The organism is Arthrobacter sp. 10T44 (genome assembly GCF_056393885.1).
In genome coordinates this window covers 1-23694 of record NZ_JBFTGT010000011.1, presented here as the reverse complement: position 1 = coordinate 23694, position 23694 = coordinate 1, and the positions used below count along the sequence as shown (strand labels likewise).

Below are 23694 nucleotides of genomic sequence, written 5' to 3'. Positions count from 1 at the left end.
AACAATGTCGCGGGTTTCACAGGTGGAATGGGTCTTCCTTTGCAGTCGGTTGAGAACGACGGCGGCACTGGCATCCAGCTGAATCGTACGCCGGCAACCGCGGCCGGCAGGCTTCGAATTCCATTCAACGGAACAAGCGGGGGATCGGCATGATGGTAGCGTCTATCGGTTGAACCACCCACACGGCATCTTCCGGAGGACCCATGCTCAAAGGATTCAAGGACTTCATCCTGCGCGGCAACGTGATCGAACTGTCCATCGCCGTCGTCGTCGGTACGGCGTTCACCGCCCTGGTCACGGCGTTCACCACGAACATCGTGAACCCGATCATCGCGGCAGCCGGCGGCGTCGAAACCCAGGGGCTCGGTTTTTACGTCTGGCCCGGAAATGCGAAGACCTTCGTCAATATCGGTGCCGTCCTCACGGCATTCGTGACTTTCCTCATCACCGCGGCGGTGGTGTACTTCATCTTTGTGGCTCCGATGAACCGGATCAACAGGATGGTCAAGCACCGGCTGGCCGCCGCGGAGCCGGAGGAGAACCCGGTCCCGGCCGACACCGCACTGCTGGCGGAGATCCGCGACCTGCTGGCCGGGCTGGCCGGCACCGGCGGGACCGCCGGGCATCCCGACGCCGACGGCGGGACCGCCGGGCATCCCGACCGCGGCGAAGACACATCCGGGCTCCCCGGCGGTCGCACGGTCGAGCTCTCGGGGAAACACAGCCGCTAATCCGGGCGGCCGCACCCGCCGGCCGAACCCGCCGAGGCCTTGACCCAACGGCCTGGCACGGCCCGGACACTACCTGGCGGTAGCTTCGGGTCCCGGGCCCGGAACGGTTAGGCCGCCTTCGTCATCCGGATGGTCAGCGCCTCGTGCTCCACCGCGACCTTGAGGTGCTTGGCCTTGCCAATGTGGTCGCCGTCGAGCTGGAATTCCTGCTCATGGTCGAGGGTGATTTCCGCGGATTTGCCGGCGAAATACTCGACCGACTTGTTCTTGGCGTTCTTACGGCCGAACATGCCGGCGAGCACGCTGAACCAGCCGAGCTTGCCTTTCGGGGCCAGAACCACGACGTCGAGAATGTTGTCATCGATTTTGGCGTCGGGGAATACTTCCACTCCTCCCGTGATCTGGCCGCAGTTTCCCACCATCACGCTGCGGATCCGGCGCCGGACCGGGTGCTGCCCGTCGATGCTGATCTGCGCCTTCACCGGCTTGCCGGGCAGGTGCCGGATGCCGGCCTCGACGTAGGCGAGCCAGCCCACCCGGTCCTTGAGTTCGTCCACGGTGTTCGCCATGATCGCCGCGTCGTAGCCAAGGCCGGCCATGACCAGGAAAAGCTGTTCGTCCCGGGCGTGGTCCAGGCTTGCCTTCACCACGTCGACCTTGATGTCTGAGCCGTTCAGGATGTCGTAGCTGGCGGCCACCGGGTCAGTGATGTCGACGCCGATATTGCGGGCCAGCAGGTTGCCGGTGCCCATCGGGACCAGGCCCATCGGCGTGCCTGTGCCGGCGAGGACCTCGGCCACGCAGCGGACTGTTCCGTCACCTCCGGCGGCAATCACGACGTCGACCCCCGCTTCGAGCGCTTCACGCGCCTGGCCCAGTCCGGTGTCCTCGGCCGTGGTTTCGAGCCAGAGGGGCTCCTTCCAGCCCTGCGTCTCGCAGAGCCGGTAGAACGCAGCCTTGAAATCCTCGCCGGAGGACTTCATGGGGTTGATGATCACGGCGGCGCGCTTGGGCTGCACGGAACTGTCCTGGGCGGCATTGTCTTGGGCGGCATTGGTCTGGGGCATGGCGTCCTTCGGGCATGTGGCGGGATAGGCCCCGCAAGGAAATCTTATCGGGGTGGGGCGGCATAACTTGCGCGCCATGGCAGCGAATCATGGACGCGCTGTCCGGCGGGTCACTACACTGGCCATGTTTAGGAACTGAAGCGTGCCGGCCTGGCCGGATGCCGTCCCGGAACCGCCGGGGTGGCCGCGTTCCAGGCGCGGAAGGCGGCCACATGACCGAACCAGAGGAAAACTACTCAGCCGAAGCCGAAGCCTCGAGCAGGGATCCGCACGACTGGGGCCGGGCGATGGCGCTGGCCCTGACCCGGCTGGCGGAGCAACTTGCCCCGGAAGACAGCGAAGACATGCACGCCAGCCTCGTGGACCGGCCGCTGCACCTCAGAATCCGTGACGACGCGGCGGGGGTCACGATCACGGTGTCGACGACGGCCGAGTCCGCCGGCTGACGCCCGGGCGGAAATAAAGCCGCTCAAATCATCAATTCCCTCCCTTTGTGTGCCAGACTAAGCGGGATTTACCGGCATACAGTGGGCCGGGACACTCATCTCATTTGGGGGAATGATGACAGAGCGCGCAAATTCTGACGCCAGAAAAGAATCCGAATCCTTCGGCAGGGCCGAGCCGTCTTACAGTCAGCGCTGGCCGGACGGGGCCCCTTGGCCGGATTCCTCCGAACGCCGGCAGGCGCAGCTGCCACCGCTGCCCCTTCCCCGGATCCGGACGGAGTCCCTGGAACACTCGGTGCGGGGCGCAGTCTTTGCCCTGGCCGTGATCCCGGTCGGCGTCGGACTGTGGCTGATCCTGTGGAAGCTTGGCTGGATGGCCTCGATTGTGGCCTTCGTGACGGCGGCCGGCGCCGCCCGGCTGTATGTCGCCGGCAGCACCGTGGGCAGCGGCGGCGCCATGACGAGGCGCGGCGCCTGGGTTGTCGTGGCCGTGACAGTGGCGACGGTGCTGCTCTCGTTCCTCGGCACCATTTGGCTGGATCTGGCCGACTACCTTGGAGGCTCACCGCTGGCACTGCTGTTCGAACCGCAGGCCTGGGACCTGCTGGGCTACAATCTCGCCAACAACACGGACCTGGTCGAGGGCCTAAAGGGCGAGTTCCTGATGGCGTTGTTGTTCAGCGCCCTGGGCTGCTTCTTCACGCTGCGGCAACTGTTCGCCCAGTCCCGCCGAAGCTAGGACCAGTCAGCGTCCGGCAGCGTCAGCGTCCGGCGGAGAGGTCCGCGGAGATGAGTTCCGCGGTGGCGACGGCGGCCTCGCGCACCGAATCCAAGTACGCCTCCGGGTCCGGCTGCGCCGCAACGGCCTGCGCCTGCAGGGAGACGTTAATGGCGGCGACCACCTTGTCCGGCCCGTCGTAGATCGGCGCCGCCAGGGACATCAGCCCGAGCTCCAGTTCCTGGTTCAGCAGGCACCAGCCCTGGGCCCGGACGGTGGCCAGCTCCGCCAGCAGTTCTTCGCGGGTGCCGATGGCGCGCGGGGTGAGCGGCCGGATCCGGGCCGCGTCCAGGTAGTCCTGGAGCTCCGCGGGCGGCAGGGCGGCCAGCAGGACCCGGCCCATGGAGGTGGCGTAGGCCGGAAAGCGGGTTCCCACGGTAATGCCGACGGTCATGATCCGCCGCGTCGCCACCCGGGCAATGTAGGCGATGTCCGTCCCGTCCAGCACGGCGGCCGACGTCGACTCCCCGAGCTTCAGGGACAGCTCCTCCAGGTGCGGCTGGGCGATTTGCGGCAGCGACAGCCCGGAGAGGTAGGCGTAACCGAGCTGCAGCACCTTGGCGGTCAGCGCGAACGCCTTGCCGTCGGTCCGGACGTAGCCGAGCTCGACGAGCGTGTGCAGGAAACGCCGCGCAGTGGCACGGGTGAGGTCGGTCCGGGCCGCGACCTCGGTCAGGGTCATCAGCGGGTGCTCCGCGTCGAAGGACCGGATCACCGCCAGTCCCCTCGCCAGCGACTGCACGTACTGGTCGCTGGCTGCGGGCGCCCCGTCGGCACGGGTGGCCTTTGCTGCCTCAGTCATTTCACGCCTCTCGATCACGCATCACTTTATACGCGCGAACGTACACTTGAGGCCCCGAAACGGCTCTCCGGACGGGCCCCAAGCGTTCGTTCGCACGTGGGTGGTCAGGCTGAGGCGGCGGCGGTGAGCGGCACCGGCACGAGCGCTTGCAGTTCCTCGAGGGTGCAGCCGAAGGTCTCCCGGACCTGGACGCCGTCGGGGCCGGTCAGGAAGACGGCTTTGTCGGTGTAGACCCGCGTGACGCAGCCGATCCCGGTCAGCGGGTAGCTGCAGGACTCCACCAGCTTGGACACACCCTCGCGGGTCAGCAGCGTCATCATCACGAAGACGTCCTTGGCTCCGGTCGCCAAGTCCATGGCGCCGCCGACGGCGGGAATCGCGTCCGGTGCGCCGGTGTGCCAGTTGGCGAGGTCACCGGTTGCGGAGACCTGGAAGGCGCCCAGCACACAGATGTCCAGGTGGCCGCCGCGCATGATCGCGAAGGAGTCGGCGTGGTGGAAGTAGGAGGCGCCGGGCAGTTCGGTCACGGGGATCTTGCCCGCGTTGATGAGGTCGCCGTCGATCTGGTCGCCGGTGGCTTCCGGGCCCATGCCGAGCATGCCGTTCTCGGTGTGGAGCGTGATGTTCTGCTCCGGTTCGAGATAGTTGGACACCAGCGTGGGCTGGCCGATGCCGAGGTTCACAAAGGAGCCGGGGCTGATGTCCCGGGCCACCAGGCGGGCGAGGTCGTCGCGGCCCAGCGGCTTGTCGGACGTCTGGATACTCGTCGCGCTGCTCATCAGGCCACCTTCACGATGCTGTTGACGTAAATTCCGGGGGTCACGATGACCTCCGGGTCCAGGCCGCCCGTCGGGACGATCTCGGAGACCTGGACGATGCTGTGTTTGGCCGCGGCGGCCATGATCGGGCCGAAGTTGCGGGCCGTCTTGCGGTAGACGAGGTTGCCCTTGCCGTCGGCCGTGAGCGCCTTGATGAGCGCGACGTCGGCGTGGATGGGGGTCTCGAACACTTGCCATTTTCCGTCCAGGAAGCGGGTTTCCTTGCCCTCGGCCAGCATGGTGCCGTAGCCCGTGGGGGTGAAGAAGCCGCCGATTCCGGCGCCGGCGGCGCGGATGCGTTCGGCCAGGTTGCCCTGCGGCACGAGTTCGAGTTCGATCTCCCCCGCCCGGAACTTGGCGTCGAAGTGCCAGGAGTCGGACTGGCGCGGGAAGGAACAGATCATCTTTGTCACCCGCCCCTCCTTGATCAGCAGTGCAAGGCCCTGGTCGCCCTGGCCGGCGTTGTTGTTGACCACTGTGAGGTCCGTGGCCCCGCAGTCCATCAGGGCGTCAATGAGTTCGAACGGCTGCCCGGCGTTGCCGAAACCGCCGATCATCACGGTGGAACCGTCCTGGATCCCGGCGACGGCCTCGCCGACGGTATCTACGAAGTTGAGCATTCCCTTAGGCCTTTCCTGTGTTGGTTCCGGCAACGGTCATGTTTTCGAGGACGACGGCGAGGCCCTGGCCGACGCCGATGCAGATCGCGGCGACGCCCCAGCGTTCGCCGGAGGCCTGCAGGGACCGGGCCAGGGTGCCGAGGATGCGTCCGCCGGAGGCGCCGAGCGGGTGGCCCATCGCGATCGCCCCGCCGTGCCGGTTCACGATTGCGGGGTCGATGCCCCAGGCGTTGATGCAGGCCAGGGACTGCGCGGCGAACGCCTCGTTGAGCTCGACGGCGCCGACCTGGTCCCAGCCGATCCCGGCCTTGGCGAGGGCCTTGTTCGCGGCCTCCACCGGGGCGTAGCCGAAGAACTGCGGATCGTTCGCATGCACGCCGCGCCCGGCGATCCGGGCCAGCGGCTCCAGGCCCAGGAGCTCGGCGGCGTCCTCGGACCCGAGCCACGCCGCGGAGGCGCCGTCCGAAAGCGGCGACGCGTTCCCGGCCGTCACCGTCCCGGCCTCACTCCGGAACACGGTCTTGAGCGAGGCGAGCTTCTCCGCCGAGGATCCGGGCCGGATGCCCTCGTCCCGGACCAGGTCCGTGCCCGGGACCGCGGTGACGAGCCGGTCGTAGAAACCCTCGTTCCAGGCCGCGGCGGCCAGGTTGTGCGAGGCCGCCGCGAACTCATCCTGCGCCTCGCGGGTGATCCCGTATTTCTCGGCCAGCCGTTCGGTCGCCTCGCCCAGCGAGATGGTCCAGTCCGGGCGCATGTCCTTGTTCACCAGCCGCCAGCCCAGCGTGGTGGAGACCAGGGTCAGATCCCCGGCCGGGTAGGGCTTCTCGGTCTTCGGCAGCACCCACGGCGCCCGCGACATCGATTCGACCCCGCCGACCAGCATCAGCTCCGCGTCCCCGGTGTTGATCTGCCGGGACGCGATGATCGCCGCATCCAGCGAGGAACCGCACAGCCGGTTGACCGTGGTCCCCGGGACCGAGACCGGCAACCCGGCCAGCAGGGTGCCCATCCGGGCCACGTTGCGGTTCTCCTCGCCGGCGCCGTTTGCGTTGCCGAACACCACCTCGTCGATCCGCGCTGCGTCCAGGCCCGGGGCGCGCCTGACCGCCTCGCCGATCACGTGCGCGGCCAGATCATCCGGGCGCACGCCGGCAAGTCCGCCGCCGAACTTGCCGAACGGGGTCCGCACGGCGTCGTAAACAAAAGCCTGAATCATGATTTCCTCTGAATTCTCGGTGGGGCCCAAGTAGCTGGCAGTTGTTGTCGTTTTCAGCCCTCAAAACGACAACTATTGCGAGCTAGTTGGGTGGGGTGGCCTCGTCCATGGAGTGGAAGACCTGCTGCGCGGTCTTGAAGGCGGTGTTGGCGGAGGGAACGCCGCAGTAGATGGCGGTCTGCAGCAGGATTTCCTTGATCTCGTCCCTGCTCAGGCCGTTGGTGATGGCGGCACGGATGTGCATCGCGAGTTCTTCCCAGTGGCCGTGGGCCACCATCGCGGTGATGGTGACGGCGGAGCGCATCTGGCGGCTGATCCCGGGCCGGGTCCAGATCCCGCCCCAGGCGATCCGGGTGATCATGTCCTGGAAGTCCTCGGTGAAGGAATCCTTGTTGGCGTTGGCCCGGTCCACGTGGGCCGCGCCGAGCACCTCGCGGCGGACCTTCATGCCGCCGTCGTAGATCTCCTGGCTGGTGGCGTCCGGCTGCACGACGCCGTTCCGTTCCGGGCCGGCCTGCGGGCCGCCGGGCCGGGGGCCGGTCACTTTGCGGCTCCGCGGGATTCGGTCCAGCTGATCAGGCTGCGCAGCAGTTCGGCCACGTGCCCCGGGGCCTCGAAGGGTGCCAGGTGGGATACGCCCTCCAGCGTCGCGGCGCTGGCCGTGCCCCCGCCGGCGGTGATGCCGGCGGCGATCTCCTCGGCGAACGAGGGCGGGGCGACGGTGTCCTCGGCGCCGGCCAGGGCCTGGGTGGGGACCCGGATGCTGCCGAGTTCGTCCCGCACGTCGAAGCCGGCCAGGGCCTCGCAGCAGAAGGCGTAGCTGAACCGGTCCGCGTCCCGCAGGGTGTGCAGCAGTCGGCTGCTGAGCTCGGGCTGACGCTCCATGAAGCCCTGCGCGAACCAGCGCTGGGCGGAGCCCTCGATCATCACTCCGGTACCCTGGTTGCGGACGGTTTCGGCCCGTTCCAGCCAGCCTTCCGGGGTGCCGATCTTCGCGCCGCTGCACTGCACGGACAGGCTCTTGAGCCGTTCGCCGTGCCTGATGCCCAGCTGCAGGCCAGTGGCCCCGCCGAGGGAGACTCCGGCGTAGTGGAACCGCGCGCCGGGCGCGATCGAGTCGACCAGTTCGACGACGGCGTCGGCCAGTTCGGCGACGGAAAAGGATTCGGCCGCGGCCGGGGAGACGCCGTGGCCGGGCAGGTCCCAGGCGACGACGTCGAGGTCGTTGCCGAGCAGTGCGCCGGCCTGGCTCCAGAGCAGCGTGGAGGTGCCCAGCGACGGGCCCACCACGAGGAGGGGCTTATCGCCGAGCTCGCGCACGGGCGAGAGCAGTACGGCCTTGACGGTTGGTCTAGCCACGGTGGGCTCCGTTCTCTTCGGTCGCTTGGTTCGGTTCGATGGGTTGGGGCAGGGCCGCCGCGAAGTCGGGCCACGCCGCGAGGATGCGTCGTGAGATTTCGGCGGCCTGGCCGAGGTAGTTGGCCGGGTCCAGCAACTCCTCAAGCCGCTCGTCGGAGAGCAGTTCGGCCGGGACGGCCGCGCGGAGCAGCTTGCGGTAGGTGCTTGGCTGTTCGGCCGCCGGCGCCTGCAGGGTCTGGTCCACCACGTCCTGGAGCCGTCGTGGGCCGTCCGCGCCCAGCAGCGGGCCGACGGCGGCAGTCACCGCCTCGGAGAGCAGCAGCGGGCCGGACAGGTCAAGGTTCCGCCGCATCGCCGACGGGAAGACCTGCAGGCCCTCGGCCAGTTCGCGGAGCTGTCCGGCGGCGCCCAGGGCCAGCCGGAGCAGGGAACGCAGCGCGGGCCACTCGCTGTGCCAGGCGCCGTCGGCACGTTCGTCGTTGAAATTGGCCGCCGCGAGGTGCAGCTGCGCCGCCAGCGCCGGTGCCTGCAGCGCGGCGCTGCGAACCAGCACGGACAGCACCGGGTTCTGCTTTTGTGGCATGGCCGAGGAGCCTCCCCGGCCCGCGGCCCGCGGTTCGGCGAGTTCGGCCACCTCCGGGCGGCTCAGGAAGAGCACGTCGGCGGCGATTTTGCCCGCGGCGTCCGTCACGGCGGCCAGGGCGTCGCCGAGCGCGGTGACCGCGAGCCGGTTGGTGTGCCAGGGTGCCGGGACAGCGGCCAGTCCCAGCCGGGCGGCCAGGCGGTCGGCCAGGTCGAGCGGCACGAGGGCCGAGCCTTCGGTCAGCATGGTGCCGGCCGCCAGGGTGCCGGCGGCTCCCCCGGTCTGCACCGGCAGCTCCAGTGCCTCGAGCCGGCGCGCGGCAGCGGCGAGCCCGTGGAACCACTGCGCGGCTTTGAGCCCGAAGCTGAACGGCAGCGAGTGCTGGGTCAGGCTCCGGCCCACGCACAGCGTCTGCTGGTGCCGCTCCGCGAGGGCGGCGAGGGCCGCCGTCGTGCGTTTGACGTCGGTGAGCAGTTCCCCAACGGTTCCGGCTGCCAGCAGCATCAGGGCGGAGTCGAGCACGTCCTGGCTGGTCAGCGAGGTGTGCACGGCGCGTCCGGCGCCGATGCCGGCCGTGTCGAGGGCCGTGACCTGCTTGCGGAGGTCGGCAAGCAGCGGGATCACCGGATTGGCGCCGCCCTGGGCTCGGACGGCGATTGAAGCGATGTCGTAGCGTCCGACGTCGGCGGCCTCCGCCACGAGGGCGGCGGACCCGGCCGGGGCCAGGGACGCTTCCTCGAGGACCGCGGCCCAGCCGGCTTCGACCCGGAGGATGGCGGCGAGCACCGCGCGGTCCCCGGTCAGCGCCGCCACCCGGGGCGACGCCGACACGGGGCTTAGCAGGCCGAAATCGCCGTCCCGGCCGGCAGCGGCGTCACCGTTGGGAATCGTCACTGCGAAGCGTCCTGAACGCCGGCATCCTCGATGCTACTGGCTTCAGCGCCGTCGCCTTCAAAATCGAGGAACACCGTCTCGCCCTCGCCCTGCAGCCGGATGTCCCAGCTGAGGCCGCCGTCGGGATCGCGCCGGGCGATCAGGGTGCGGCGGCGTGCCGGCTCCAGGGCGGACAGCAGCGGGTCGGCGGCGAGGGCCTCCTCGTTCTCCGGCAGGTAGACGCGGGTGAAGAGCCGGTTCATCAGGCCGCGGGCGAACACGACCACGGAGATGAACGGTGCGGCGCCGGGCGCGGTGGGGCCCGGGTTGACGGTGGTGAAGGTGAAGACGCCGGTGTTGCCGACGGCACTGCGGCCGAAGCCGGTGAAGGTGTAGCCGTCACGGACCAGGGAGCCGGTGCGCTGCGGGACCTGGCCCTCGGCGTCGGCCTGCCAGATCTCCAGGATGGCGTCCGGGACCGGATGGCCGGCGCCGTCGAACACGGTGCCCTGCAGGCGGATCGAGCCGGCGGACCCGGGGGCCAGCAGCTCCCGGTCCTTCGCGTAGGGCAGTGCGTAGCCGTAGAACGGGCCCACCGTCTGGCCGGGTGTGGGGGTTAATTTACTCATGGTCGTCTCCTTCTGCGCCCAGCGCCTCGTTCTCGGTCCAGGTCCGCTTCGAACCGGTCAGGACAATGTCCCAGTTGTAGGCCAGCGCCCACTCCGGCTTGGTCTGATCATGGTTGTAGCTGGCGACCAGGCGGTCCCGCGCGTCCTGGTCCACGATCGACTGGTAGATCGGGTCCAGGGCGAAGAGCGGGTCGCCGGGGAAGTACATCTGCGTGACGATCCGCTGCGTGAACTCCTGGCCGAAGAGGGAGAAGTGGATGTGGGCCGGCCGCCAGGCGTTCAGGTGGTTCTTCCACGGGTAAGCGCCGGGCTTGATCGTGGTGAAGCTGTAGGACCCGTCCGCGCCCGTGATGCAGCGGCCGACGCCGGTGAAGTTCGGGTCGAGCGGGGCCGGGTGCTGGTCGCGCTTGTGGATGTAGCGGCCGGAGGAGTTGGCCTGCCAGATCTCCACCAGCTGGCCCGCCACCGGCCGGCCGTCGCCGTCGAGCACGCGGCCGGAGACGATGATCCGCTCGCCCATCGGTTCGCCGTTGTGCTGGATGGTGAGGTCGGATTCGAGGGCGTGCACGTCCATGTGTCCGAAGGCCGGCGAGTACAGCTCAATGGTCTCGGGGTCCGCGTGCTGCAGGCTCTTGGTCGGGTGCCGGAGGATGCTGCTGCGGTACGGGGGGTAGTCCAGCCGCGGCTGGGTTTCCGCCGCGGCGCCGTTGAGGCGGGCCTGCGCGTAGGCGTCGCCCAGTGCCTTCATCTCGTCGCTGAGGATCTGCTGCGATTCCGCGGCAGTGTCCAGGGCCGGAACAGCCTGCGCGGCGGCCTGCGGTGTGGCCTCGGGCGCTGCGTCGGACACGTCTTCGGTGATCGGGTCCGCGTTGAAAATTTCGAGGTTGATTTCTTCAGGCACAGCAGCCTCCTTTCGTTGGGGTGGGTCGAACCTGGCCGGGAGCGGTCAGGCGGTGAGTTTGAGCTGGTGCAGATGGTCGTACTGGACGGCATGCCGGACCGGGGCGTTGGGGGCCCCGTAGCCGTCGTAGGAGCCGCGGCGTTCCACCATTTCGAAGAACACGCTGCCGACGGTCGCGGTGTAGAAGTGCAGGAATTCGCCGTCGGCGTCACGGTCGTAGAGCAGGTTCAGCTCGCGGAGTGTGGCGAGGAACCCCGGATCCAGGTCGAAACGCGCGTCCAGGTCCTCGTAGTAGTTCGCCGGGATGCGCAGGAAGTCCAGGCCGCGGCCGCGGGCGGCCCGGGCCGCGGCCACAAGGTCATCCACCGCGAACGCGATGTGTTCCTGGTAGGTCCGGCGCTGGATTCCGGTGGGTGCGCCGCCGGCTGCGTCCTGGCCGCCCTCCTGCTGGTGCAGCGGGGCCAGGTTCAGCACCAGCCGCACTCCGCGGTCCCGGGTGGTCATCACCTGGGAGCGGACCAGCCCGGTGGGACTGGCCACTTCGGCGTACGGCTGCGGCTCGAGGGCCAGGGCGCTGGTGTAGAAGAGCACGGCCTCGTCGAAGTGCTGCCACGGCTGGGCGAGGTTGACGTGGTCGATCACGGCCTGCGGCCCCGCAGCCCTGCCTGCGGCTGCGCCGGCAGCGCCGTCTCCAGTGCCGTTTCCAGTTCCGGCGGGCGTGCCGAACTCGTTGACCCAGGCGGCGGTCCCGTCCGGACTGCCCTGGCACAGGAAGATTTCGGTGGAGTCCGGGGCGGCGAAGCCCTGGAAGATTTCCTCGTTCGCCTGGCTCTTGCGCGGCACTGCGGGGGCCTTGAGCTGCTGCGCCCTGGCGGCGGCGATCACGGGTGAGTCGACGTCGAAGCCGACCGCGGCAATGGCGGTCTCCGCCGCGGCGGGGGCTTCCTCGTTGATGATCACGCGCGCGTGGCCCATGGTCCACAATTGCACATTCTTGGTCCGGTGCCGGCCGTTGAACGCGAAGCCGAGCTGGCCCAGCAGGGTCTCCAGGGCGGCGGTGTCGGCGGCCCGCACCTCGGCGAAGTTGAAGCCCGCCGGTTCGGCCACCTGCGGCAGTGTGGCCAGTTCCATCGGATGACGACGGCGGCCGGCGGTCCCGGCGGCCGTTTCGGCCGCCTCTGGCGCCGAGGGGTGCGCCTCCAACCACTGTGCGCTTTGTTCCTCGAGCCAGATCAGCGAACGCATGGCATCCACCGCGGTGCGCTCGACGTCGGACTGCCGGAAGACGTCGTTGAACACCTCCAGCGAGACCGGGCCGGAGTAGCCGGCACGGACCACATGGCCCATGAACTTGGCGAGCTCGAACTGCCCCTCGCCCGGGAAGACCCGGTAGTGCCGGCTCCAGGACAGCACGTCCATGGACAGCTTCGGGGCGTCCGCCACCTGGACGAAGAAAATCTTCTCGGGGTTGAACCGCTCGATCGGGGCCGTGTCCCAGTCCCGGGACAGGATGTGGAACGAGTCGAGGCAGGTGCCCAGGTTCGGGTGGTCCACCAGTTCCACGAGGCGGTGGGCGTGCTCGTAGTCGTTGACGTATTTGCCCCATGCCAGGGCCTCGTAGGCGACCTTCACACCGTGCTCGCCGGCGAGCGAGGCGAGCCGGGACAGCTGCCCGGCGCGGAGCTCGTCGTCGTCGATGCTGGCGGTGGCCACGTTGGAGCAGACCAGGATGGTGTCCATGCCCAGCCGGGACATCAGCCGGAACTTGGCCTCCGCCCGGCGCAGGTTGGCGGCGAGCAGCTCCTCCGGCACGCTGTCGAAGTCGCGGAACGGCTGGTACAGGTCGAGGCCGAGGCCCAGGTCCGCGGCCATCGATCGGATCTCCTCCGGGCTCAGCGAGGACGTCACGAGGTCCTGCTCGAAGATCTCGATCCCGTCGAACCCGGCGACGGCGCAGGCGTGCATCTTCTCCTTCAGGGTGCCGGAGAGGCAGACGGTGGCGATTCCGGTGCGCATCAGGCGGCCACCTCCTCGGCAGCCACGAGCTCCAGGAAGTGGGCCCGCATCCGGTCCGCGTCCGCTTCGAGGCCGGTGAAGATCCGGAACGCGTCGGCTGCCTGGCCCACGGCCATCCGGCCGCCGTCGAGCACCTCGCAGCCCTTGGCGCGGGCTTCGCGGACCAGTTCGGTCTCGATCGGCCGGTAGACGATGTCCGCGACCCAGTGCCGGGGTTCCAGCAGGGACATGTCCAGCGGGACACCGGGGTGGGCGGCCATGCCCACCGGGGTGCAGTGCACCAGCCCGTCGGCGAGCGGCATGAGCCCGGGAAGCTCCGCCGTCGTCCGGGCCGTGACCTGGCTGTGCGGGAAGAACCCGGCCAGTTCGGCCGCCCGGTCCGCGCAGCGGGCCGCGTCGGTGTCCACGAGGTCCAGCCGCCGGACCCCGGCAGTCAACAGTGCGTAGGCGACAGCGGACCCGGCGCCGCCGGCGCCGAGCTGCACGACGCGGTCCAGCTTCGCCCCGGGCAGGCCGGAGGCGAGGGCGGAGGCAAAGCCGGAGAAATCGGTGTTGTGGCCGATGAAGCGGCCGTCGCGGATGGTCACGGTGTTGACGGCACCGAGGCGCCGGGCGTCCGGCGAGATTTCGTCGAGGTGTTCCAGCACCAACTGCTTGCACGGGTGGGTGATGTTCAATCCGTTGAAGCCGAGCCGCTGGGCGCCGGTCAGGAGTTCACCGACGGCCTGGCCGGGGAGGCCCAGTTCGGTGAGGTCAATGGGGCGGTAAAGATACCGGAGGCCCTGCACATCGCCTTCGCGTTCATGCATGGGGGGCGTGAGGGACGGCGTCACGCCATCGCCTACGAGGCCCACGAGGAAGGACTCTGCTCGATTGCTCATCCGTCTAGCTCCTTTGACAACGGCACTCGGCGGCCGCAATGTGGGCGGCAGGCCGGGTGGTAGGGATTACATTACCGCAAGTGTTCACATATTGCACTGATGTTCTTATTGCGAACATATATTTCTTCATTGCTGGGGGAGCCGGGCCGAGAGCTCGGCCGCGGCGGATTGGAGCAGCGGCACGAGGGCCACAAGGGCCTCCATGCTCATCCGGAAGACGGGCACAGCGGTGGCCAGCGAGGCGAAGGCGTGGCCTTGGGAGTTGAAGACCGGGACGGCGACGGCGCGCATGCCCAGCTCGTTTTCCTCGTCCATGGTGGCGTAGCCGCGCTTCCGGACGAGCTCGATTTCGGCCCGGAACGCATCCCGGTCCGTGATGGAGAGTTCCGTCAGGGGCTCCAGTTCGAGGTCCTGCACCAGACGGTCCCGGGTGGCATCGTCGGCAAACGCAACCAGCGCCTTGCCCACCGAGGTAGTGTGCAGCGCGCCGAGGTGGCCCGGATCGGAGGTGACGCGGAAGGTCTGCGGACCGTCGACCTTGTTGACGGTGAGGTGGTGGTTTCCGTCACGCACCGAAAGGATGGTGGCCTCGCCGGTCTCCTCGGTGACGCGCCGCAGGATGGGAAGCGCCGTGCCGGCGAAGCCATGGTGGTTGGATACCCGCTGGCCGAGCTGGAAGACGCGCAGGCCCAGATGATAGCGGCGGCCGTCCGGCTCGTAGTCCACAAAGCCGTCCCTGGTCAGCGAACCGAGCAGGCGGTACGTGGTGCTGAAGGGCAGTTCCGCCCGGCGCGAGAGCTCCGCGGCACTGGCTCCGCGGGGTTCATCGCCGAGCAGGACCAGCAGGCCCAGGGCCTTGCCCACCATATCGGTGCGCGAGTCCTCCTTGGCCGGGCGCGCAGGCTTCGCGGTCTCTTCATCGGGGGCCCCGGCAGCGAGGTCCGGCCCTGTGTCTTGATTCACACTCATGCATCGATGTTCTCACATAGTGAGAGCTATTGCTAGATCGTGATTATTTTTCTTGACAAGTGACCGCGCTCACAGCCATGCTTGCTACATCGCACAAGTAGCTCCCACCATGTGGCTACTAGTCCGGGTCTTTCCTCGGTCCACCGGCTGCCGCACACTTGAAGCCACCGGCCGGCAGGACCCTCCCGATCCATCCGCGACAACGTCGTCACATCAAAGGAACACCATGAGCCAGACACTCCCGTCTACGACGCCGGGCACTGCCGCACCGGCCGGGACGCCTAAGAAGGCGGCCCTCGCCAGCTTCCTGGGCAGCGCCGTCGAGTACTACGACTTCTTCATTTTCGGGTCCGCCGCCGCCCTGATTTTTCCGAAGGTCTTCTTCCCGGACGCGGACGCCAACGCCGCCATCATGTCCTTCGCGACCTTCGGCTTCGCCTATGTGGCCCGTCCCGTCGGCGCCGTCATCCTGGGCCACTTCGGTGACCGGGTGGGCCGCCGGAAGGTCCTGATGTTCACGCTGCTGCTGATGGGCGCCTCCACCTTTGTGATCGGCTGCCTGCCGGACTTCAAGACCGTCGGCTGGTGGGCCCCCGTGCTGTTGGTGATTGCCCGGCTCTGCCAGGGCCTCTCCGCCGCCGGTGAGCAGGCCGGCGCCTCCTCCATGACCCTGGAGCACGCACCGGACAACCGCCGTTCGTTCTTCACCTCCTGGACCCTGACCGGCACCCAGGGCGGCCAGATCCTTGCCGCCCTCGTCTTTATCCCCGTCCTTGCCCTGCCTGACGAGGTCAAGTACGGCATCGGCTGGCGCATCCCGTTCTGGCTCAGCGCCGTCGTCGTCGTGGTTGCTTTCTTCATCCGCCGCACCCTGCACGAGCCGCCGGCCTTCGAGGAGGCCCAGAAGAGCGCCCAGATTTCCAAGCTCCCGGTCGCCGACCTGCTGAAGCACCACTGGCGCGACGTGCTCCGCGTTGTCGCATGCGCCTTCATCGCCGCCGTCTCCACCGTGTTCGGTACCCTGGCCATCAGCTACGCGAAGAATGTCGCCAACGTGGACGGCACCGTCACGCTGTGGCTGGTCGTGGGCGCCAACCTCGTGGCACTCGGTACCCAGCCGCTCTTCGGCAAGCTGGCCGACCGGATCGGACGCAAGCCGGTCTTCATCTACGGCGCTCTCTCCAGCGCGCTGCTGACCCCGGTATTCCTGCTCAGCCTCGAATCCGGCAGCGTCCCGCTGATGTTCCTGGCCGCAATCGGCTTCTTCTCCTTCGGCTACGCGGCCTCCAACGCCGTCTGGCCGTCCTTCTACGCCGAAATGTTCAGCACCAGGGTCCGCTTCTCCGGCCTGGCGATCGGCACCCAGCTCGGCTTCCTGATGGCAGGCTTCGCCCCGGCAATCGTGGCGGCCATGGGCGGCATCAAGCCCGGTGGCTGGGTTCAGATCACCATCTTCACCGGGATCATCTGCGCCATCGCCGCCATCTCCGCGCTGACCGCCAAGGAAACCTTCAAGGTTCCCACCAAGGAGCTCGGCCTACGCTAAGGCCCCCGACGGGCAAGGGCATCCGCGACGCTCCCGCCCAGTTCTTATTGGAAAAGCCCGGCGTGTTCGGTGAACACGCCGGGCTTTTCCGCGTGTCGGCGGTGTTGCGGGCGGAAGAACCGGGCGGGAGCGTCGTGTGGACCGCCCGACGGCGGGAGTTCAGCCCTGGCCGGCGCCGAGCACGGCGGCCAGGTCGTAGCTGACCGGCTCCTCCAGCTGGGCGTAGGTGCAGGACCCCGGCTCCCGGTCCGGCCGCCAGCGGACGAACTGGGTGGTGTGCCGGAAACGCGCGCCCTCCATGTGGTCATATTTCACTTCCACCACCCGCTCCGGGCGCAGGGGCGTGAAGCCCAGGTCCTTGCCCCCGCTCCACCGGCTTCCCTCGGCGTTGCGCGGCGTCCGGGCCCCCTCCTCCTGCCTGGCCCACGCCCACGGGTGGTCGGCAAAATCGGTGACGAGTGGCTGGAGTTCCTCGAACAGCTCCTTGCGGCGCTGCATCGGGAACGCACCCACCACACCCACGTTGGCGAGCACGCCGTCGTCGTCGTAGAGCCCCAGCAGCAGCGAACCGATCCGGTCCGGGCCGGAGGTGTGCACCCGGTAACCGGCGAGGACACAGTCAGCGGTGCGTTCGTGCTTGACCTTGAACATGGTGCGCTTGTCCGGCTGGTAGCTGGAGTCCAGCGCCTTGGCCACGATCCCGTCCAGGCCGGCGCCTTCGAACTGCCGGAACCACCTCGCCGCGGTGTCCCGGTCCGCGGTGGCGGCGGTCAAGTGCACCGGCGCGGAGCTGTCCGCGAGTACCCGCTCGAGGGCCGCCCGGCGCTCCCCGAAGGGCCGGCCGGTGAGATCCTCGTCGTCGAGGGCCAGCAGGTCGAAAGCAACGAAACTTGCGGGGGTCTGGGCGGCGAGCAGCCGGACGCGGCTCGCGGCCGGGTGGATCCGCTGCTGGAGGGCATCGAAGTCCAGGCGGTCCCCCGCGGCGCCGACCAGGACGATCTCGCCGTCGAGAACGCAGCGCGGCGGGAGGTTTGCCTTGAGTGACTCCACGAGCTCCGGGAAGTACCGGGTCAGGGGTTTGCCGTTGCGGCTGCCGATCTCCACCTCGTCGCCGTCGCGGAAGATGATGGAACGGAATCCGTCCCACTTGGGCTCAAAACTCATCGAACCCTCCGGCAGGGCGCTTACGGCTTTCGCCAGCATCGGCGCGATCGGGGGCATCAGCGGCAGTCGCATACGGCCCATTCTGTCCGGGCCGGCCGCCGACGTCGACCCCCGGGCGGCCAGCCGGGGGCTAGCGGCCAGTCGGGGGCTAGCGGCCGGCCTTCGTGCGGATTTCCACGACAGAGCCTGCGTGCGCCTGGGCCGGCGGCCCTGGCGCGGAAATCAGGACGGCCCGGAAAACTAACCCACCGCTTACCGGGCCGAAACGCAGCGGCAACAATGGCGCAGGACACTGGAAGTGCCGGCAAGAGCAGGCACCAGCTCCAGTCCAGGAGGCCCGCCATGTTGAAGGAAGCCAAAGCCCAGACCACCCGCATCCGCGCCCTCGATCAGTTGCACCGCGGCGACGAGATCGAGGCCCGCCTGCGCGTCGGCCCCAACTACGACGACGTCGTGATCCGCCGCGGCAGCGTGCAGGAAACGGCGCCGGGGATCGGCGTCGTCTGGATCCTGGACCGGCAATCGGGCACGCGCAAGGCGGTCAACGCCGACGAGTGCACCCTCTGGCGCGTGGCCTAACGAGCTAGCCGCCGGCGACGGACTGGATGATCAGGACCTCCTGGCCGGGCGCCACTTCCGTGCCGAGGCCCTGCAGCCGCCGGATTTCATTCCCGTTGACGTATATATTCACGTAGCGGCGGACGGCTCCGGTTTCGTCCCGCAGCCGCCGGGACAGGGCGGGGAAGTCCCCGGCCACAGTATCCAGCACCCATTGGACCGTTACGGCCCCGTCCGCGGGCGCAGTCAGGATGGACTGCCCGCCGGCCAGCGGTTGGAGGACGCTGGGAAGCAGCACACTGATCTCAGGCACAGTTAGCCTCAAGCGGAAGCCGCGGCAACGCGCGCCGCAGGCGCCGGGGCGCCGACAACAGCCGCGGCCCGCACGCACAGCACGTCGGGCAGGTGCGAGGCGACCTCGGTGAAGTGTTCGCCTTCGTCGGCGCTGGCGTAGACGCTGCCGCCGCGGGTCCCAAAGTAGACTCCGGCGGGTTCGGCGGCGTCGACGCAGGCCGCGTCGCGGAGCACGGAATTGAACTCTGCCCCGGGCAGGCCGGCATCCAGCCGCTTCCAGCTCGCGCCGGCGTCGTCGGTCCGGTGCACGGCAAGCTTTCCGCCGGGCGGGATCCGTTCGCCGTCGGCCTTCAGCGGGATGACCCAGGCTGTGCCCGCGCGGCGCGGGTGCGTCAGCATGACAAAGCCGAAATCGGCCGGCAAGCCCTCGGCAATCGATTCCCAGTTCTCGGCGTCGTCATCGCTGCGGTAGACGCCGTGATGGTTCTGCGCGTACAGGCGCCCGTCCACCGCGGCGTCGGCGGCAATCTTGTGGACGCACTGGCCGAATTCGGGGTTGGGATCGGGCATGAAGTAAGCCGAGATCCCCTTGTTCCGCGGCTCCCAGGACGTCCCGCCGTCGAGCGAGCGGTAGACACCGCCGGTGCTCATGGCGACGTGTACCTTCTCCCCGTCCGGGTTGACGACGATCGAATGTGCCGCCGCCCCACCGTAGCCGGCCCCCCATTCACTGCGGTGCGGGTGGTCCCAGAGGCCGCGGTTGAGCTCGAAGTGTTCGCCGCCGTCGGTGGATTTCCAGACCGAGATCGGCTCGCACCCGGCCCAGACGACGCCGGGGCGCGACTCCGCGTCGGGGTGGATCTGCCAGACGCGCTCCAGCGCGGCGTCGGTGTCCTCGGGAAAGCGGATGGCTCCGTTTTCCGGCTCGTTCCAGGTTTCGCCAAGGTCGTCGGAGTGGAAGACGGTGGGACCCCAGTGTTCCGAGCGGACGCCGACGAGGATGCGGGTCCGGCCTTCGCGCGTGTCGATTCCGATGCTTGGGATCTCGCTCATCAGGAAATGCGGGCCGGAGAGGGACCAGTTTTGCCGGTCCGGGCTGCTGGCCAGCCAGAGCCCTTTCTTGGTGCCGATCGCCAGGACATAACTTTCTGCGGTAGCCATGCCCTACATGCAACCACCGCGGCCCGGCTGCCGCAATGGTTTTTCGGGGGTCAATCGACGAATTCAGACTGGGTTTCGACGAAGTCCCAGTCGGCGGCGCTCAGGACGCCGGTGGCCTTGTCCGGATGCGGGCCGCCGGACTCGGCAATGCCCTGCAGCACCGGGAGCGGTAACTCCTCGGCCCGCAGGTTCCCGCGCAGCCATTCCTTGCTGGCAAGGTCCAGGTCCAGCCACCACATGAAGATTTCCACCGCTGCCGCCCTTCCCGTGTCCTCCAACCGTAGGCCCGGCGCCGGAGTCGATCAAGGGAGGAAGGCCCTAGCCGGGCCGGAAGAGCCGGGGCAAGAATTGGGTATGCCCGCAGAGCGCATGAGCCCAGCACCTCTGGTTGTCGGCGTCCTCCCGGGCCAGCCCCCGGAGGTGCTTGAAACGGCGGTGACACTGGCGAGAAGCCTTTCCGCCCCGCTGGTCTGTGCCTACGTGGACGAGGCCAGCTACCTCGTGGAGTGGGATCCGGCCCGGTCCGCGCACCGGCTCTCGCTCCACCCGGAGGCCGACAATGCGGAGATCCGGGCAGCCACCGAGCGGCTGCGGTCCGAGATCGCCGCCGTCTGCGATGTCCCGGGGGTGGAATGGAACCTGCGGACCCTGGCCGGGGATCCCGCCCGGGCGCTCGGCCGGCTGGCGGCGGACGCCGGTGCGGCCATGATCATCGTCGGTACTCCCGAACCCGGACTCGGGCACCGGCTCACTGCTGCACTCAACGGATCGGTGGCCGCCTGGCTCAGCCATCATCAGGACCGCCCGGTCCTCATCGTCCCGGTGCGGTCCAGCGGGGCGGGCAGGCCCCGCCGCGGCTCCTGACCGGCCCGGGAAAATAAAGCGAAAGTAGTTATTCGAGGTGCTGGCGCATCGTCTCTACTGCCAAGTAAGGTTGTATTCGTAGGCGGGAAACCCCTACCCCATAGCTGCTCCGGAGTGCGTATCCCCCAATAACGCACTCCGGAGCTCTTTAATTTCCGGACAGAATTCCTTTTCCCGTCACGGTACCCCCGGAGGGTACTTGCCATATACCCCTGGGGGGTATAACTTGATGGGATGAACGAGTCCGACGCCTCCATCGTGGCGCCCCTGGAGGGCGCACCGCCCCAGCAGCACGGCTACACCGCCAACAAGGACGCCTACCTCAAGCGGCTCAAACGGATCGAGGGCCAGGTCCGCGGCATTGCCCGGATGGTCGATGAGGACAAGTACTGCATCGACATCCTGACCCAGGTCGCCGCCGTCACCAAGGCCCTGCACGCCGTCAGCCTCGGTCTGGTGGAAGAACACATCGGCCACTGCGTGGTCGGGGCGGCCGCGGAACCGGATCCGGAACTTCGCGCCGAAGCCATCGACTTCAAAGTGAAGGAGGCCACCGATGCCATCGGGCGCCTGCTGCGGTAGTGGCAACACCACTCACCACACCTCCCACAACACGACCGGACTGGTAAACCAGTCCCCCACCAAGGAGCAAGCCATGAGCACCGTTTCCACCACCGTCGAGGTATCCGGGATGACCTGCGGGCACTGCGTGTCCTCCGTCTCCGAAGAACTAGAAGCGCTGGCGGGCGTCGAAAGCGTCGACGTCGACCTCAACGCGGGCGGGATCTCCACCGTCACCATCACCTCCGACAAGGCACTCTCGCCCGCCGAAATCGGCGAAGCGGTCGCCGAGGCGGGCTACCTGGTGGTCGCGAACGAGGCCTGAGCCCGGCGCCGGGCGGCCTCCCGAAAGCAGGACCTGAGCAGGACTTCACCGAGCACGACCGAGGAGAACATACCGTGAGCAACGCGCAACTGCTGGACCAGTCCGGAAGCCGGGTGATTGAACTCGACATCGAGGGCATGACCTGCGCCTCCTGCGTCGGCCGGGTCGAGCGCAAGTTGGGAAAGCTCGACGGCGTGCAGGCTTCGGTTAACCTCCCGCTGGAGTCCGCCCGGGTCACCGTCCCGGCCAACATCTCAGACGAGCAGATCGCTGCGACAGTGAACGCAGCCGGTTACAAGGCCACGGTGCGGACCCTGCGGGAGCCTGCCTCCCCGGCCGAGGAGGCTGCCGCAGGACCTGCGGCGACGCTGAAGCCCCGGCTGGTTGTCGCGGCCGCCCTCACCGTCCCGGTTTTCGTGCTCTCGATGCTCCCGGCCGTCCAGTTCCCGAACTGGGGCTGGGTTGCCGCCGCGCTGGCGTTGCCGGTGGTCAGCTGGGCGGCGTGGCCGTTCCACCGGGCCGCGGCAGTGAACGCCCGGCACCTGTCATCCACCATGGACACGCTGGTGTCGATCGGCGTATCGGCTGCCTATATCTTCTCGGCCTGGCAGCTCCTGGCCGATCCCCGCCTGACCGAGCACCCGGGCATGGAGGGCATGGGTTCGGCCGGCCTGTACTTCGAGGTCGCCTCGGTCGTCACGACCTTCCTGCTGCTCGGCCGCTACCTGGAGGCGAACGCCAAGCGCAAGGCCGGTGACGCGCTCAAGGCCCTGCTGGATCTGGGCGCCAAGGATGCCACCGTGCTCCGCGACGGCACCGAGTTCCCGGTGCCCGCGGACCGGCTCCGGGTCGGGGACGTCGTCGTGGTCCGCCCGGGCGAGAAGATCCCCACCGACGGCGTGGTCATCGAGGGCGCCTCCGCCGTTGACGCCTCCCTGGTGACGGGGGAATCGGTGCCGGTTGAAGTCGGTCCGGACAGCCCCGTCACGGGGGCCACCATCAACACCTCCGGCCGGATCTTGGTCCGCGCCACGCGGGTCGGCGCCGACACCACCCTGGCCCAGATGGGCCGGCTGGTCTCCCAGGCGCAGTCGGGGAAGGCCCCGATCGCCCGGCTCGCAGACCGCATCAGCGCCGTCTTCGTCCCCGTGGTCCTCGCCATCGCCGCGCTCACCTTCGGTGCGTGGCTGCTCTTGGCCGGGCCGGAGGTCAGCGACGCCGAGCTTCGCGCCGCCTTCACGGCGGCCGTCGCGGTGCTGGTGATCGCGTGCCCGTGCGCCCTCGGGCTCGCCACCCCGGTCGGCCTGCTCACTGGCACAGGCCGCGGCGCCCAGCTGGGCATCCTGATCAAGGGCCCGCAGGTGCTCGAGGACACCCGCACCGTGGACACCATCCTGCTGGACAAGACCGGCACCGTCACCACCGGGCACCTTGCCGTCGCCGGCACCAGCGCGTTCGCCCCGTTCAGCGAAAACGAGGTCCTGCAGCTCGCCGGCGCAGCAGAGGCCGCGTCCGAACACCCCATCGCCCGGGCCATCGCGGCAGCGGCGCTCAGCGCGGAGCGGGGGCGCGGCGACGACGCGCGGCTGCCCGCCGTCGTCGGCTTCCACTCGGCCCCGGGCGGCGGTGTCCGCGGCAGCGTGGAAGGCCGCCTCGTTACGGTGGGCCGGTCCGGCTGGCTGCAGGGGAACGGCGTTGCGGTCTCCGGAGCGCAGCGCGAAGCCTTGTCCGCCGCCGAGCAGTCCGGGGCCACCGCCATTTGGGTGGCCGTGGACGGCGAACCGGCCGGCATCGTGAGCCTGCGCGACACGCTGAAGCCCGGCTCCGCTGCGGCAATCGCCCGGCTTCGGGAGCTGGGGCTGCGGCCCATCCTGCTGACCGGCGACAACGCCGCGGTGGCCGGCCAGGTGGCCGCCGCCGTCGGCATCCCGCCGGAGGACGTCTTCGCGGGGGTCCTGCCGGAGGGCAAGGTCGACGCCGTGCGGAGGCTGCAGGCCGGCGGCGCCACGGTGGCCATGGCCGGCGACGGCGTGAACGACGCCGCAGCGCTGGCCCAGGCGGATCTGGGCATCGCAATGGGCTCCGGCACCGACGTCGCCATCGAAGCCGCGGACCTGACCGTGATGGGCAACGATCTGGGGCAGGTCGCGCAGGCCATCGAGCTGTCCCGCCGGACCCTGGCCACGATCAAGACGAACCTGTTCTGGGCCTTCTTCTACAACGCCATCGGCATTCCGGTTGCTGCGCTGGGCCTGCTCAACCCAATGATCGCCGGCGCGGCGATGGCGGCCAGCTCCGTGCTGGTGGTGGCCAACTCGCTGCGGCTGCGCAGCTTCGGCAAGTAACCCAATGGGGAGGCCTGCCCATCGACAGTTTTTTGCGAGGCAGGGTAGGTTCGAGGCATTGGATCTTCCGGATCAGCCGGGGGCCGCTGGGGATGCCGAGAGTTTCGGGTCCGGTGAACTAAGGAGTTTTTTCGAATGGCTATTTGGGGTGCAGATGTTGCTCAGCTCAAGACTCTTGGGACGAAGC

Annotated in this window: 26 protein-coding genes; 9 read left to right on the top strand and 17 right to left on the bottom strand. The window is 68.7% G+C overall.

Features of this window, described 5'->3' with window-relative positions; genetic code table 11:
- Positions 1-203: 203 nt before the first annotated feature.
- Positions 204-731 carry a large conductance mechanosensitive channel protein MscL gene (gene mscL / locus AC1DBL_RS15465; protein ID WP_476926426.1) on the top strand — a complete coding sequence of 176 codons (528 nt, stop codon included), beginning with the start codon at positions 204-206 and terminating at the stop codon, positions 729-731.
- Between the two features lie 107 nt (positions 732-838).
- Here mscL and AC1DBL_RS15460 read toward each other — a convergent pair whose 3' ends face one another.
- Entirely contained in the window at positions 839-1798 is a 960-nt protein-coding gene (locus tag AC1DBL_RS15460) for a diacylglycerol/lipid kinase family protein (protein ID WP_441419208.1), read from the bottom strand.
- A gap of 212 nt (positions 1799-2010) precedes the next feature.
- On the opposite strand from AC1DBL_RS15460, the gene AC1DBL_RS15455 reads away from it, so the two are divergent.
- A complete protein-coding gene (locus AC1DBL_RS15455; protein WP_441419207.1) occupies positions 2011-2244 on the top strand; it encodes a hypothetical protein in 234 nt (77 codons plus the stop codon).
- Between the two features lie 295 nt (positions 2245-2539).
- A complete protein-coding gene (locus AC1DBL_RS15450; protein WP_476909672.1) occupies positions 2540-2983 on the top strand; it encodes a hypothetical protein in 444 nt (147 codons plus the stop codon).
- A 22-nt stretch (positions 2984-3005) separates the two neighbouring features.
- Here AC1DBL_RS15450 and AC1DBL_RS15445 read toward each other — a convergent pair whose 3' ends face one another.
- From AC1DBL_RS15445 to AC1DBL_RS15390, 12 genes are all read right to left on the bottom strand, one after another.
- A complete protein-coding gene (locus AC1DBL_RS15445; RefSeq protein ID WP_476909673.1) occupies positions 3006-3824 on the bottom strand; it encodes an IclR family transcriptional regulator domain-containing protein in 819 nt (272 codons plus the stop codon).
- A 104-nt stretch (positions 3825-3928) separates the two neighbouring features.
- A complete protein-coding gene (locus AC1DBL_RS15440; protein ID WP_476893385.1) occupies positions 3929-4603 on the bottom strand; it encodes a 3-oxoacid CoA-transferase subunit B in 675 nt (224 codons plus the stop codon).
- A complete protein-coding gene (locus AC1DBL_RS15435; protein WP_476926425.1) occupies positions 4603-5262 on the bottom strand; it encodes a 3-oxoacid CoA-transferase subunit A in 660 nt (219 codons plus the stop codon). The genes AC1DBL_RS15440 and AC1DBL_RS15435 overlap by 1 nt, the downstream gene beginning before the upstream one ends.
- Positions 5263-5266: 4 nt before the next feature.
- A complete protein-coding gene (locus AC1DBL_RS15430; RefSeq protein WP_476926424.1) occupies positions 5267-6478 on the bottom strand; it encodes a thiolase family protein in 1212 nt (403 codons plus the stop codon).
- Between the two features lie 82 nt (positions 6479-6560).
- A complete protein-coding gene (gene pcaC, locus AC1DBL_RS15425; RefSeq protein ID WP_476909675.1) occupies positions 6561-7022 on the bottom strand; it encodes a 4-carboxymuconolactone decarboxylase in 462 nt (153 codons plus the stop codon).
- The gene (locus tag AC1DBL_RS15420; protein ID WP_476926423.1) at positions 7019-7837 is read right to left on the bottom strand and encodes an alpha/beta fold hydrolase; all 819 of its coding nucleotides are present in this window, start codon (positions 7835-7837) and stop codon (positions 7019-7021) included. The genes pcaC and AC1DBL_RS15420 overlap by 4 nt, the downstream gene beginning before the upstream one ends.
- Complete coding sequence (locus AC1DBL_RS15415) at positions 7830-9314, bottom strand: lyase family protein (RefSeq protein WP_476926422.1); 1485 nt, start codon at positions 9312-9314, stop codon at positions 7830-7832. Before AC1DBL_RS15415 ends, AC1DBL_RS15420 begins: the two co-directional genes overlap by 8 nt.
- Positions 9311-9922, bottom strand: a complete 612-nt coding sequence (gene pcaG / locus AC1DBL_RS15410; protein ID WP_441419199.1) for a protocatechuate 3,4-dioxygenase subunit alpha — start codon at positions 9920-9922, stop codon at positions 9311-9313. Before pcaG ends, AC1DBL_RS15415 begins: the two co-directional genes overlap by 4 nt.
- On the bottom strand, positions 9915-10823 hold the full coding sequence (pcaH, locus tag AC1DBL_RS15405) for a protocatechuate 3,4-dioxygenase subunit beta (protein WP_441419198.1): 909 nt from the start codon (positions 10821-10823) through the stop codon (positions 9915-9917). Before pcaH ends, pcaG begins: the two co-directional genes overlap by 8 nt.
- A 45-nt stretch (positions 10824-10868) precedes the next feature.
- Entirely contained in the window at positions 10869-12839 is a 1971-nt protein-coding gene (locus AC1DBL_RS15400) for a sugar phosphate isomerase/epimerase and 4-hydroxyphenylpyruvate domain-containing protein (protein WP_441419197.1), read from the bottom strand.
- Positions 12839-13720 carry a shikimate dehydrogenase gene (locus tag AC1DBL_RS15395; RefSeq protein ID WP_441419196.1) on the bottom strand — a complete coding sequence of 294 codons (882 nt, stop codon included), beginning with the start codon at positions 13718-13720 and terminating at the stop codon, positions 12839-12841. The genes AC1DBL_RS15400 and AC1DBL_RS15395 overlap by 1 nt, the downstream gene beginning before the upstream one ends.
- Positions 13721-13846: 126 nt before the next feature.
- A complete protein-coding gene (locus AC1DBL_RS15390; RefSeq protein WP_476926421.1) occupies positions 13847-14689 on the bottom strand; it encodes an IclR family transcriptional regulator in 843 nt (280 codons plus the stop codon).
- A gap of 226 nt (positions 14690-14915) precedes the next feature.
- Here AC1DBL_RS15390 and AC1DBL_RS15385 point away from each other — a divergent pair, with 226 nt between their 5' ends.
- On the top strand, positions 14916-16235 hold the full coding sequence (locus tag AC1DBL_RS15385; RefSeq protein WP_441419194.1) for an MFS transporter: 1320 nt from the start codon (positions 14916-14918) through the stop codon (positions 16233-16235).
- A 159-nt stretch (positions 16236-16394) separates the two neighbouring features.
- Here the strand turns inward: AC1DBL_RS15385 and AC1DBL_RS15380 are convergent, their stop codons facing one another.
- Complete coding sequence (locus tag AC1DBL_RS15380; protein WP_441419193.1) at positions 16395-17471, bottom strand: ATP-dependent DNA ligase; 1077 nt, start codon at positions 17469-17471, stop codon at positions 16395-16397.
- Between the two features lie 270 nt (positions 17472-17741).
- Between AC1DBL_RS15380 and AC1DBL_RS15375 the strand changes: the two genes are divergently transcribed.
- Entirely contained in the window at positions 17742-17978 is a 237-nt protein-coding gene (locus tag AC1DBL_RS15375) for a hypothetical protein (protein WP_441419192.1), read from the top strand.
- Between the two features lie 4 nt (positions 17979-17982).
- Here AC1DBL_RS15375 and AC1DBL_RS15370 read toward each other — a convergent pair whose 3' ends face one another.
- Genes AC1DBL_RS15370 through AC1DBL_RS15360 form a run of 3 tightly spaced genes read right to left on the bottom strand, consistent with a single transcriptional unit; the run spans position 17983 to position 19663 of the window.
- Positions 17983-18270, bottom strand: a complete 288-nt coding sequence (locus AC1DBL_RS15370; protein ID WP_441419191.1) for a MoaD/ThiS family protein — start codon at positions 18268-18270, stop codon at positions 17983-17985.
- 8 nt (positions 18271-18278) lie between these two features.
- Positions 18279-19412, bottom strand: a complete 1134-nt coding sequence (locus AC1DBL_RS15365) for a WD40/YVTN/BNR-like repeat-containing protein (protein WP_441419190.1) — start codon at positions 19410-19412, stop codon at positions 18279-18281.
- 50 nt (positions 19413-19462) lie between these two features.
- Positions 19463-19663, bottom strand: a complete 201-nt coding sequence (locus tag AC1DBL_RS15360) for a hypothetical protein (RefSeq protein ID WP_476926420.1) — start codon at positions 19661-19663, stop codon at positions 19463-19465.
- A gap of 103 nt (positions 19664-19766) precedes the next feature.
- Between AC1DBL_RS15360 and AC1DBL_RS15355 the strand changes: the two genes are divergently transcribed.
- The 4 genes from AC1DBL_RS15355 (at position 19767) to AC1DBL_RS15340 (ending at position 23507) form a co-directional block, all read left to right on the top strand.
- Positions 19767-20276: a universal stress protein gene (locus AC1DBL_RS15355; RefSeq protein WP_441419188.1), complete on the top strand. Its 510-nt coding sequence runs from the start codon at positions 19767-19769 to the stop codon at positions 20274-20276.
- Positions 20277-20510: 234 nt separating this feature from the next.
- A complete protein-coding gene (locus AC1DBL_RS15350; RefSeq protein WP_476909681.1) occupies positions 20511-20858 on the top strand; it encodes a metal-sensitive transcriptional regulator in 348 nt (115 codons plus the stop codon).
- Positions 20859-20931: 73 nt separating this feature from the next.
- The gene (locus tag AC1DBL_RS15345; RefSeq protein ID WP_175323461.1) at positions 20932-21162 is read left to right on the top strand and encodes a heavy-metal-associated domain-containing protein; all 231 of its coding nucleotides are present in this window, start codon (positions 20932-20934) and stop codon (positions 21160-21162) included.
- A gap of 74 nt (positions 21163-21236) precedes the next feature.
- Positions 21237-23507 carry a heavy metal translocating P-type ATPase gene (locus AC1DBL_RS15340; protein WP_476926419.1) on the top strand — a complete coding sequence of 757 codons (2271 nt, stop codon included), beginning with the start codon at positions 21237-21239 and terminating at the stop codon, positions 23505-23507.
- Positions 23508-23694 lie beyond the last annotated feature (187 nt).

Coding starts and splice junctions, on each gene's coding strand:
- AC1DBL_RS15445 (WP_476909673.1), bottom strand. CDS start 3,824: ATGACTGAGGCAGCAAAGGCCACCCGTGCCGACGGGGCGCCCGCAGCC.
- AC1DBL_RS15385 (WP_441419194.1), top strand. CDS start 14,916: ATGAGCCAGACACTCCCGTCTACGACGCCGGGCACTGCCGCACCGGCC.
- AC1DBL_RS15435 (WP_476926425.1), bottom strand. CDS start 5,262: ATGCTCAACTTCGTAGATACCGTCGGCGAGGCCGTCGCCGGGATCCAG.
- AC1DBL_RS15455 (WP_441419207.1), top strand. CDS start 2,011: ATGACCGAACCAGAGGAAAACTACTCAGCCGAAGCCGAAGCCTCGAGC.
- AC1DBL_RS15430 (WP_476926424.1), bottom strand. CDS start 6,478: ATGATTCAGGCTTTTGTTTACGACGCCGTGCGGACCCCGTTCGGCAAG.
- AC1DBL_RS15350 (WP_476909681.1), top strand. CDS start 20,511: ATGAACGAGTCCGACGCCTCCATCGTGGCGCCCCTGGAGGGCGCACCG.
- AC1DBL_RS15355 (WP_441419188.1), top strand. CDS start 19,767: ATGCCCGCAGAGCGCATGAGCCCAGCACCTCTGGTTGTCGGCGTCCTC.
- AC1DBL_RS15460 (WP_441419208.1), bottom strand. CDS start 1,798: ATGCCCCAGACCAATGCCGCCCAAGACAATGCCGCCCAGGACAGTTCC.
- AC1DBL_RS15365 (WP_441419190.1), bottom strand. CDS start 19,412: ATGGCTACCGCAGAAAGTTATGTCCTGGCGATCGGCACCAAGAAAGGG.
- AC1DBL_RS15440 (WP_476893385.1), bottom strand. CDS start 4,603: ATGAGCAGCGCGACGAGTATCCAGACGTCCGACAAGCCGCTGGGCCGC.
- AC1DBL_RS15345 (WP_175323461.1), top strand. CDS start 20,932: ATGAGCACCGTTTCCACCACCGTCGAGGTATCCGGGATGACCTGCGGG.
- AC1DBL_RS15380 (WP_441419193.1), bottom strand. CDS start 17,471: ATGCGACTGCCGCTGATGCCCCCGATCGCGCCGATGCTGGCGAAAGCC.
- AC1DBL_RS15400 (WP_441419197.1), bottom strand. CDS start 12,839: ATGCGCACCGGAATCGCCACCGTCTGCCTCTCCGGCACCCTGAAGGAG.
- AC1DBL_RS15375 (WP_441419192.1), top strand. CDS start 17,742: ATGTTGAAGGAAGCCAAAGCCCAGACCACCCGCATCCGCGCCCTCGAT.
- mscL (WP_476926426.1), top strand. CDS start 204: ATGCTCAAAGGATTCAAGGACTTCATCCTGCGCGGCAACGTGATCGAA.
- pcaG (WP_441419199.1), bottom strand. CDS start 9,922: ATGAGTAAATTAACCCCCACACCCGGCCAGACGGTGGGCCCGTTCTAC.
- AC1DBL_RS15395 (WP_441419196.1), bottom strand. CDS start 13,720: ATGAGCAATCGAGCAGAGTCCTTCCTCGTGGGCCTCGTAGGCGATGGC.
- AC1DBL_RS15390 (WP_476926421.1), bottom strand. CDS start 14,689: ATGAGTGTGAATCAAGACACAGGGCCGGACCTCGCTGCCGGGGCCCCC.